Origin of the sequence: Rhodococcus sp. AW25M09 (genome assembly GCF_000333955.1) — a bacterium.
GTDB lineage: Bacteria > Actinomycetota > Actinomycetes > Mycobacteriales > Mycobacteriaceae > Rhodococcoides.
In genome coordinates this window covers 1-10,204 of record NZ_CAPS01000032.1, presented here as the reverse complement: position 1 = coordinate 10,204, position 10,204 = coordinate 1, and the positions used below count along the sequence as shown (strand labels likewise).

General features: G+C 63.7%; 10 protein-coding genes. 4 read left to right on the top strand and 6 right to left on the bottom strand.

The annotated features are described in order from the left end of the window. Together RHODMAR_RS06120 and RHODMAR_RS06115 are read left to right on the top strand one after the other, a co-directional pair. Positions 1 to 247: ATP-binding protein (locus RHODMAR_RS06120; RefSeq protein ID WP_042938197.1), on the top strand; the 247-nt coding region annotated here is incomplete at its 5' end. A gap of 436 nt (positions 248 to 683) precedes the next feature. After that, positions 684 to 1,181, top strand: coding sequence for a toll/interleukin-1 receptor domain-containing protein (locus RHODMAR_RS06115; RefSeq protein WP_008712410.1), 498 nt, complete (start codon positions 684 to 686; stop codon positions 1,179 to 1,181). A gap of 243 nt (positions 1,182 to 1,424) precedes the next feature. Here the strand turns inward: RHODMAR_RS06115 and RHODMAR_RS06110 are convergent, their stop codons facing one another. Next, the gene (locus tag RHODMAR_RS06110) at positions 1,425 to 2,726 is read right to left on the bottom strand and encodes an MFS transporter (RefSeq protein WP_008712409.1); all 1,302 of its coding nucleotides are present in this window, start codon (positions 2,724 to 2,726) and stop codon (positions 1,425 to 1,427) included. Positions 2,727 to 3,026: 300 nt separating this feature from the next. Here RHODMAR_RS06110 and RHODMAR_RS06105 point away from each other — a divergent pair, with 300 nt between their 5' ends. Then, positions 3,027 to 4,436, top strand: coding sequence for an FAD-binding oxidoreductase (locus RHODMAR_RS06105; protein WP_008712408.1), 1,410 nt, complete (start codon positions 3,027 to 3,029; stop codon positions 4,434 to 4,436). On the opposite strand, the gene RHODMAR_RS06100 is transcribed toward RHODMAR_RS06105, so the two are convergent. From RHODMAR_RS06100 to RHODMAR_RS06080, 5 genes are all read right to left on the bottom strand, one after another. Next, positions 4,402 to 5,529 carry a PucR family transcriptional regulator gene (locus tag RHODMAR_RS06100; protein ID WP_008712406.1) on the bottom strand — a complete coding sequence of 376 codons (1,128 nt, stop codon included), beginning with the start codon at positions 5,527 to 5,529 and terminating at the stop codon, positions 4,402 to 4,404. The two genes, RHODMAR_RS06105 and RHODMAR_RS06100, sit on opposite strands and share 35 nt — an antisense overlap. A 30-nt stretch (positions 5,530 to 5,559) precedes the next feature. Beyond that, positions 5,560 to 5,928: a hydroxyphenylacetyl-CoA thioesterase PaaI gene (paaI, locus tag RHODMAR_RS06095; protein WP_051047829.1), complete on the bottom strand. Its 369-nt coding sequence runs from the start codon at positions 5,926 to 5,928 to the stop codon at positions 5,560 to 5,562. 23 nt (positions 5,929 to 5,951) lie between these two features. After that, positions 5,952 to 6,269: an EthD family reductase gene (locus RHODMAR_RS06090; protein WP_008712402.1), complete on the bottom strand. Its 318-nt coding sequence runs from the start codon at positions 6,267 to 6,269 to the stop codon at positions 5,952 to 5,954. After that, the gene (gene paaZ / locus RHODMAR_RS06085; protein WP_008712401.1) at positions 6,266 to 8,293 is read right to left on the bottom strand and encodes a phenylacetic acid degradation bifunctional protein PaaZ; all 2,028 of its coding nucleotides are present in this window, start codon (positions 8,291 to 8,293) and stop codon (positions 6,266 to 6,268) included. Before paaZ ends, RHODMAR_RS06090 begins: the two co-directional genes overlap by 4 nt. Before the next feature lie 76 nt (positions 8,294 to 8,369). Beyond that, positions 8,370 to 8,981, bottom strand: coding sequence for a TetR/AcrR family transcriptional regulator (locus RHODMAR_RS06080; RefSeq protein ID WP_008712400.1), 612 nt, complete (start codon positions 8,979 to 8,981; stop codon positions 8,370 to 8,372). Between the two features lie 110 nt (positions 8,982 to 9,091). On the opposite strand from RHODMAR_RS06080, the gene RHODMAR_RS06075 reads away from it, so the two are divergent. Next, positions 9,092 to 10,204: thiolase family protein (locus RHODMAR_RS06075; RefSeq protein WP_008712399.1), on the top strand; the 1,113-nt coding region annotated here is incomplete at its 3' end.

Below are 10,204 nucleotides of genomic sequence, written 5' to 3'. Positions count from 1 at the left end.
AGCGTTGTTTCAGGTTGTCTCGCAACGCTATATGAAGACTTCGATCGTGATGACCACCAACCGTGGCGTCGGCTCGTGGGGTGAAGTTCTCGGCGACAACACCGTCGCCGCGGCAATGCTCGACCGACTCCTACACCGCTCCGTCGTACTCAACCTCGACGGTGATTCCTACCGCCTGCGAGACCACAACGCCCGATCGGAGAACCTCCGCAAAGCCACCACCGGAACCCGCCGACCACTACAGTGAAGACCGCTCACAGGTAGGGAATTTCACTGAGCACGATCGGGGAATTTCGATGAGCGCCGTCAGAATCAGGTGGCATCGATGATGACTGAGGAGCTAGAAGTGGGATTCACCGCATTCCGGCCCTCGCGTGCAACTCTCAAGCTCATGAAGCCGATCCGTATCGGAAGGTCTCTGTCGCGAAGCCAGGGCCAAGCGTGCCGATAGTGTCAGACCCCCCGTCTATCCTTGATGTATGGCGCAATGCACAGCACCGTCTAGAGGTCACCACACTGCAAGTGGGCGCGCGAACTGCCCTGCATGTGGCGGCAGGGGCAGTTACTACTCGTCGTACCCGTCCGGTGGCGGTCAGTCGTCCGCGTACAGCGGCGGAACGAGGCTAAACAGCTCATCCGGAGTCAGTAGCGGACGCTCGCGGCGGACTAGGACAGGCCGGTCTGTGTCGTACACCTCGACAGAGTGGCTCACCGTCGAGCCGTTCACGAAGGAGGCGAGCAAACAGGCCCAGGCGCATCCAGACCGCCGCGACCTGTTTCTGTGCCATGCGTGGGACGACAGACAAGGTAGCGCGAAGGATTTGTACAGCTTCTTGAAAGCGAACGGCGCTTCAGTCTGGTTTAGCGAGGAAGATCTCCCCCTCGGTTCGCTCATGATCCGCGAGATCGACAAAGGCCTCCGGAATTCCCGCGTCGGGATTGTGCTGGTCACGCCTGCACTGCTAAAGAGTATCGAGGCCGAGGGTGTGGCCGAGAAGGAACTCGCAGTATTGCTGTCGAGTCGTCGCGTTGTCCCCGTTCTGCACGGCGTGAGCTTCGACGATCTCAACGATGTGAGCCCAATGCTCGCCTCGCATGCTGGACTGAACACGAAAGACTCTTCATTGAACGATGTTGCAGCCAAAGTCGCCGCCGCCGCCGCCGCCCTGCCCGCCGACTAGGTTGTCAGCCCAGCAGTGGAACTACTGGTTAGTCTTCGGGGTCGGCATCGCCACGGTGGGGGCTTGACCAATGCTGTAGACGTTCGGTTGGTCGAGTCGATCAACTCAGTCGACTGGTCGGCGAAGATTTCGCCGAGAATGCCGCCCGCCAGTGTTCAGATAACCTGTTTCGGTAATCAGCTCGCTGCAGTCTGAAGAACAGACAACAAAAGCCCCGAAACCGGGGCTTTCGTCGTAGGTGTGTCAGACGTTCAAATCCTCGTCTCGTCGGTTCTTGATTCGCGAGGTCGCAATGAAGGAGATGGCCGCCAGGATCATCAGGTAGATCGAGATCGACATCGACGTCCCCGTCCCCTTGAACAGTGCCTCGGAGATCGTCGGAACGAATGCCCCACCGAGCACGGTGCCGATCGCGTAGCCGATGGATGCGCCACTGAACCGAACTGCGGCGGGGAACATCTCGGCGTACAGAGCCGGCTGCGGACCGTAGGAGAGCCCGAGCCCGACGGCGAAGATACCGAGGGCCACGTAGATCCAGTGCAATTCACCGGTATCGACAAGCAGGAAGAACGGGATGGCGCACAGCACCATTGCCGCGTTTCCGAGGTTCATGATGGTGGTCCGGGCGTAGCGATCGGACAGATGCGCCCCGAGCAGAGTGAATACTCCCCAGACGATGGCCGCGAACAGGCTGGCGACCAACACGTCCACGCGAGCGAGACCGTGTTCCCTGGTCGAGTACGCCACGATGAAGCCGCCGACGATGATGTAGCCGTTGCCGTTGGTGCCGATGAACGACAGCGCGGCCAGCATGACCTGCTTCTTGTTGGTGCGCCACAGTGAGCCGACGGGAGTGTGGTTGCGCTCCTTGCGTTCCGAGAGCTCCTTGAACACCGGAGTCTCCTCGACGCGACGTCGGATGTAGAAGCCGACGAGGATCAGCACGAAGCTGATGAGGAACGGTATGCGCCAGCCCCAGGCCTCGAACTGCTCTTCGCTGAGCAAGCCGGTGCACAGCGCCAACGTTCCCACCGCAATGAGCATGCCGAGTGGAACACCCATTTGGGTTGCTGCGCCATAGATCCCACGCTTGCCCTTGGGAGCGTGCTCGACGGCCATCAGCGCCGCGCCTCCCCATTCGCCGCCGGTCGAGAACCCCTGCAGGATGCGCAGCAGGATCAGGATGATCGGTGCCCAGATTCCGATGGTCGCGTAGGTGGGGAGCAGACCCATACCCACGGTGGCCGCACCCATCATCGTCAGGGTGGCGATGAGGACCTTCTTACGACCGATCTTGTCGCCGAAGTAGCCGGCCACGATGGCACCGAGCGGGCGGAAGATGAAGCTGATCCCGATGGTGACGTAGGCGACGAGCTGGCCGGCTGTTCCCATCGGGGCGAAGAACAAGTTCGCGAAGATCAGTGAGGCCGCCTGCGCGTAGATGAAGAAGTCGTACCACTCGACGGTGGTTCCGACCATGCTCGCCATGGCGGCGCGGCGATGCTCGCGCGACACCCCGGTGGGCGTCTCGACTTGGGTTGACATCGACTTGTCTCGTTTCGTTCGGGCTCCGGCGCTCAGGCGTCGAGCGGCATACTGAAAGTAGTGCGGGACAGGGTCTGACGTGTGAAGACTCGCGAATTCCAACATCCGGGGAATCGGACGAAATGCACCGTCCATTCGGTCGGTAATCACTGTGACCGGCAACACCATCGTTTGTCAAGGTGGTGGGAGCCATCATCGGGCACCCGATACGGAACTTCGTCCGAAACCACCGATCGGAGCCCTCGGGTTCGTCCGAAACGACGCAGACATCCGCAGTGACGGAGCGTCATACTCGAAGCCATGGCTGCACCGACCTCGACTCTCGTGCTCGATTCCCCGATCATCGACGAATTGATGCACGCCCTCGGCACCGACGCGGTGGTGACCGATCCGGATATCCTCGAAAGTTACCGGCACGACGCAGCGGCTCTTTGCGAATCGACCCTGCCGTTGGCGGCGGTACTGCCGACCACCGAGTCGGATGTGCAAGCCATCATGAAGCTTGCATCGGCACATCGCATTCCCGTGGTGCCGCAGGGCGCACTGACGGGCCTCGCCGGTGCCGCGAATGCCAGCGTCGGAGCCATTGTCCTCAACACCCGCCGCATGAACAGCATCATCGAATTGGATGTCGTCAACCGCATTGCCGTCGTGCAACCCGGAGTCACCAACAAGGAGCTCAAAGACGCAGCCCTAGAGCATGGTTTGACCTACCTCCCCGATCCGTCCAGCTGGGAGGCGTCGACGATCGGGGGCAACATCGCCACCAATGCCGGTGGCCTCTGCTGCGTGAAATACGGCGTCACAGCACGATTCGTGCGCGGACTTCGCGTCGTACTTGCCGACGGCCGAGCCACCTTCGTCGGTCGACGCACTGTCAAGGGCGTTGCGGGGCTGTCCCTGGCAGACCTGTTCGTCGGATCCGAAGGCACCCTCGGCATCATCACCGAGGCCACCGTCGGACTCGACTTTCCAGCCGCCACCCCACTGACGATGGCCGCGACCTTCCCGTCCACCGTCGCAGCGGGAGAGGCAGTCACGCGTATCCGTGCTGCAGGCATCACTCCGAGTCTGTTCGAGCTGTTGGACCGCACCACCATCGCCGCGATCGACGCCTACGCGCGGATGGACTTCGGCACCGAGGCCGCCGCAGTGCTGATCGCCCAGTCCGATGTAGGCGCAGGCGCAGTACAGGAGCTCGAAGCGATCGCCGCACTGTGCACCGAATCCGGTGCGACGGATGTAGCTGTCGCCGAGGACGAGGTCGAATCGGAACAGCTGGTTCAGGCACGTCGACTGGCCTACCCCGCACTGGAAAAACTCGGCTCTCCGTTGGTGGACGATGTGTCCGTTCCCATTTCGCATCTCGCCGCGATGATCGACGAGGTCGGACGGGTAGCTGAGCGCATCGGCATCGTCATCGGCGTCGTCGGCCACGCCGGAGACGGAAACATCCACCCGACGGTCATCGTCGACCCCGTCGACCCGTCATCGTTGGCCAAGGCTCACCGGGCATTCGACGAGATCGCGGCATTCGCACTGTCACTGGGCGGAACCATCACCGGTGAGCATGGAGTGGGGCTGCTCAAACGTGATCTCCTCGAGAGCGAGCTCGATTCGGTTGCAGCCGAACTACAGCGCGGCATCAAAGAACTGCTCGACCCGCACTACCTGCTCAACCCAGGGAAGGTCCTGACCGCCCGGCATTGAGCCGCAGTGACATCCACACCAGCAGGCGCGTGTCCGCGTCGTCGAGATCGAGCCCGAACAGTTCCTTGGTGCGCCTGAGCCGATAGCGAAAGGTATTGGCGTGCAGATACAGCGACGCAGATGCGGCGGCGACATTGGACTCGTAAGACAACAGCGCCAGCACTGTCGCGGCATAGTCGGTGCCTTCGGCAGCGTCGAATGCGAGCATCCGCTCGACCGCCGGTACGGCCAGCGGGACTTCCGACAGCGCGTCCGCCGCTCTACCCAGAACGACCGACACGCGACTCTTCTCGAACGTCGCTGTCCGCGCACCATTGTCGAGGGAATCGAGAAGCCACTGCGCATGTACGCGCGCTGCGCGAGGCCGGACGTCCGGGCCTCCGATCGCGAAGGTCACCGCCACACCGAATGCTGCCTCTGCGCGCCGTCGAACCTCCTCCGCCTCATCGACGACATCACGTTCGTCGTCGCCCGACACCAGCAGGACCACGCGATCCTCGACGACGCAGCCCGCATCGAGCGAGTTCCCGAACGTGAGCTCCAACAGATCTGCCAGCTGCACCAGCAGCGCATTCGGTTGCGTCGCTTCCACCCTCGCTGCCAGTACCACATATCGACTATCGGGCGGAGTGACCACATCGGGATCGGTCAGTAGCGCACGCGCCCTGGGGTTGCCAGCACCGGCCGGATGACGTCGCGCCAGCAGCAGTGGCATTGCAGCTGCTGCCGCGCGCGTCATTGCCGCCACGGTGCCCGGGTCAGGCGGACGGAGACAGACGTCGGCCGCGATGCACCAGATGGAGCCGAGGTAATCACCATCCGCCGAGACAGCGATCGCCAGTCGCGGCAGCACTCCGGGAACGTCGACCACATGCACCGTCGAGCTTCGCCGGAAGTCATGGTCCAGGTGATGCACCATGTATTCGACCGGGACCTGTTTGCCGAGAATTCCGTCTCGGCGCACTTCGTCGATCGGTTGTCCCGGAACGGACGAGTAGGCGATGACGAAGCCCTGCGGATCCATGACCGACACAGCGCCGCCCACTGCGGTGGCAGTTGCGTCCGCCAGCGCCGAGAGGTCCCCAGTGGTCACCGATTCACAGTACTTCCCCGTGCTGGGTCGCTAGCGCGCTATCGTGCGACTATCGCCGCGGAACTCGGCGATCAGCTCGTCTCCGCACGTCACCGACACGTCGTAGAGCCCGTTGCGGCCGAACCGGGCCCGCTCGACGGCGTCGGCGACGAGCACATCCCCTGTCTTCGTCGGACGGAGATAACGGATGTCGCACCGCGCCGCAACGGCCGAGTCCTCGTGCGAGTTGCAGGCCATCGCGAAGGTGGTGTCCGCAAGCAGGAAGACGTAGCCGCCGTGCGTGATGTTGTACCCGTTCACCATGTCTTCGGTGACGGCCATCGACATTCTCGCGTGACCCGGTGACAACTCGATCAATTCGATCCCGAGCTTGCGCGACGCGGCGTCGACCTCGAACATTTCCCGGGCAATCGTCGAATCGTTCACGGCTGCAACACTGATCGCTCGTTCTGGGTGAACATGACGGCACCACCGGTCGCGAAGTTGCGCAAATCTTTGCCGGCGGCCTTCATCTCGGGCGAGGCCAGTCCGGCCTTCATCGATGCCTCGTCAGCGAAGTACAGGCTGGCGATCGCGTAATACGGCGGCGCTGAATCGTCGAGCGAGTCGAGGGTGCCCCAGGTGAAGTCGACCAAGCCCGGAACCGCACGCGCAAGTGGCACGTGAATGTCGGCGTAGTGCCGATCGAATGCGGCAGAGTCCTCGGGCATTCCGTAACAGACGGCTACTCGTAGGCTCATGACGCGTCCTCGGGCTTTGCAACCAGGGTCAACACGTCGTAGGTGGCGACGGGTTCGTCGTTCTGGTTGACAACGACTGCGTCCCAACGCACCTCGCCGTAGTCGGCGCTCTGTCGCGGGGTGATCAGCTTGGCGGTCAGCGTCACAATCAACGAGTCCTCGGCCTTGACCGGCGTCAGGAATCGCAGGCTGTCGACGCCGAAGTTGGCCAGAACCGGGCCCGGTGCCGGGTCGACGAACAGACCCGCCGCGAGCGAGACCACCAGGTAGCCGTGCGCGACGATGCCGCCGAACAACGGATTGGCAGCTGCCGCCTCGGGATCGGTGTGCGCATAGAACGTATCGCCGGTGAACTCGGCGAAATGATCGATATCCGCCCGGGAGACCTGCCGCGGTCCGCCCACGATGGTGTCGCCCAGTGTCAGCTCGCCCAGGTTCTTGCGGAACGGGTGTACGTCGCCGGTCGTCTGCTTCGCGCCGGTGACCCACTTGTTGCCGATGGCCGTCAACACGTCCGGGGTTCCCTGGATTGCCGTGCGCTGCATGTGGTGCAGTACTCCGCGCATTCCACCGAGTTCCTCGCCGCCGCCTGCTCGTCCGGGCCCGCCGTGCACCAGCACCGGTAGCGGCGATCCGTGGCCGGTGGATTCTTTCGCGTCCTCGGAATTCAGCACCAGGATGCGGCCGTGGTACGGAGCGCAGCCGAGTACGAGTTCTCGGGCGATGGCCGAATCCTTGGTCACCAGAGATGCAACCAGTGAGCCCTTGCCGCGGGCGACGAGATCGAGCAGATCTGCGGTGTTCTCGTAACCGATGACGGTGGCGACAGGCCCGAACGCCTCGATCTCGTGTGGTTCGGGTGCGCTCTTGTCTCCGGCCTTCAGCAGCACCGGTGCCATGAACGCACCGGGCCGCGAATCAACAGCGTCTGGATCGCCGTAGACAACCGTGGCCGACTTGGTCAGTCCACGAATGGATTTGAGGACCTCGTCGCGCTGGTCGATGCTGGCGAGCGCGCCCATGGTGACCCCCTCGTCCTTCGGATCTCCGACGACGACTTTGTCGAGCTTCGCCTTCAGTGCCTCGATGACAGGCTCGACCGAGGACTGCGGCACCAGCACGCGGCGGATTGCGGTGCACTTCTGCCCCGCTTTGGACGTCATCTCGGCGAAGACGCCCTTGACGAACAGGTCGAACTCGGGATCGCTCTGCGCGACATCGGACGCGAGGATCGACGCATTGAGAGAGTCCGCCTCGGCCGTGAAATGCAATCCCTCGCCCACGACGTTGGGGTGTGAGCGCAGGCTCGCAGCGGTATCGGCGGATCCGGTGAAGGCCACCGAATCCTGGCCGCCGAGATGGTCGAGCACACCGCGGGCGCTGCCACAGAGCAGCTGCACCGAACCCTCCGGCAGGAGCCCCGACTCGATGATCCGTCGGAACACCAGCTCGGTGAGGTAGGCAGTTTGGCTGGCGGGCTTGATGATCGAGGGCACGCCGGCGATGAATGCTGGGGCCAGCTTTTCGAGGAAGCCCCAGACGGGGAAGTTGAACGCATTGATCTGGACGGCGACGCCGCGCCGCGAGGTGTAGATGTGCTGACCGAGGAAGGTGCCCTTCTTGCCGAGCTGTTCGATCGCACCGTCGAGATAGACCGTCTCGTTGGGGAGTTCGCGTCGTGCCTTGCTTGCGTAGCTCAGCACGGTTCCGAATCCGCCGTCGATGTCGACACCGGAATCGCGGGTGGTGGCTCCGGTGTGCCGGGAGAGTTGGTAGAACTCCTCCTTGCCTGCCATCAGCGTCAGGCCCAGTTGCTTGAGCAAGGCTGCGCGCTCGTGGAACGTCAGGGCTGCGAGCGCGGGGCCGCCGACGGTGCGGGCGTAGTCCACCATGCCTGCGACGTCGAGACCGCTGGACGACACCCGGGCAATCTCGCTGCCGTCGACGGCGCTCAGCAGCGGCGCTCCCTCGTCGGTCTCGGAATACCACGTGCCCTGGGCATAGCTTTCCAGAAGTCTGCTCACAACGCCTCCATCTCACCGTACGTTCGGTCGGTAATTACCATCGCCGTCGAACGCCTGGATGTCAAGGCTCGCGCTTCTAGGTGCGGCGCAGGCCGTCGAAGGTCAGCGCCACGACGGCGTCGGCCAATTCTTCGACGGATCCGCCGGTGCGCGGGCGGTACCACTCGATGAGTGAGTTGACCGTGCCGAAGACCAGCTTGGACGTCAGGGCCGGGTCGACACCGGGACGAAGGTCGCCTTCCTCCGCCGCCGCCACCACGAGCCCGGTGACGAACGCATCGAATTCCCGCCTGCGGGCCAGCGCACGCCGCTCGACGTCGGTGTTGCCCCGCACGCGCAGCAACAGCGTCACGTACGGCAGCTCCGCGCACAGGATGTCCACACTTCGGCGCACCAGGTATTCGAGTCGGTCGATGTACCGCCCGGCCGTCGCCCGGTCCTCGGTCGTCACAGCGAAGAGTGCGTTGAGAGCGCGCGACAGCGCCAGTTCGAGCAACTCGGACTTACCCGATACGTGGTGGTAGATCGAGGACTTGGTGATGCCGAGCCGCTTCGCCAGAACTTCCATGCTGGTGCCGTCGTATCCACGGTCGTTGAAGACCTTGACCGCCACCGCCAAGAGAGAATCCAGGTCGTATCCCGGCCGCCCTGGCTGTCCGGTCTTGCGCGGCGCGCGTGCGGTTGTCATAGCCACATCTTCCCAGCCGATGGCCGATTCCACAGCACCGTGCACGGCAAACCTTGCCAAACGACCGAATGTTCGGTTAATAATGAGTCAACCATACGAAGGAGTCACCAGTGGGCGAAGTTTTCTTGGTAGCAGGCGCACGCACCCCGCACGGACGCTACGGCGGAGCACTGGCATCGGTTCGTCCCGACGATCTTGCCGGGCTCGTCGTTGCCGAGGCCGTCCGGCGAGCAGGTGTTCCCGTCGATCGAATCGACGAGGTGGTTCTGGGCGCCGCGAACCAGGCCGGCGAGGACAATCGGGACGTGGCCAGAATGGCGGTCCTGCTCGCAGGTCTCCCGCACACGGTGCCGGGCTATACCGTCAACCGCCTGTGCGCGAGCGGACTGACGGCAGTGGCCAACGCCGCGAGCACCATCCGCAGCGGCGAGGCCGACATCATCGTCGCCGGCGGCGTCGAGTCGATGACCCGCGCGCCCTGGGTCATGGCCAAGCCCGGAACCGCGTGGGCCAAGCCCGGCGAGATCTTCGATACCTCCCTCGGCTGGCGTTTCACCAATCCGACCTTCGCCTCGCACGATGCGGGGACCGATCCCAAGATCACCCTGTCGATGGGCGAAACCGCCGAGGAAGTAGCACTGCGCGAAGGCATTACCCGCGAGGAGTCCGATGCCTTCGCCTTCCGCAGTCAGCAGCGCGCCATCGCCGCCCAGGATGCCGGACGCTTCGCCGACGAGATCGTGCCCGTCACGACCAAGAGCGGTGAGGTCACCGAGGACGAAACACCGCGACGGGCAACCACACTGGAGAAACTCGCCACGCTGAAGACCGTGTTCCGCAAGGACGGCATCGTCACCGCCGGAACGTCCTCCCCGTTCACCGACGGTGCCTCGGCGCTGGTGGTGGCCTCCGAGGAAGCCGTTAAGAAGTACGGTCTCGAGGTTCGCGGCCGCATCGTCACCAGCGCGAGTGCAGGGATCGCACCGCACATCATGGGTCTCGGGCCGGTGCCGTCGACCCAGAAGGCACTCGCTCGCGCGGGATGGTCGGCCGAGGACCTCGGTGCCGTCGAACTCAACGAGGCCTTCGCGGCCCAGTCGCTCGGCGTCATCCGTCAGTTGAAACTGAACGAGGACATCGTCAATGCCGACGGCGGTGCCATCGCACTCGGACATCCCCTCGGCTCCTCGGGGGCACGAATCCTGTTGACGCTGTTGGGCCGC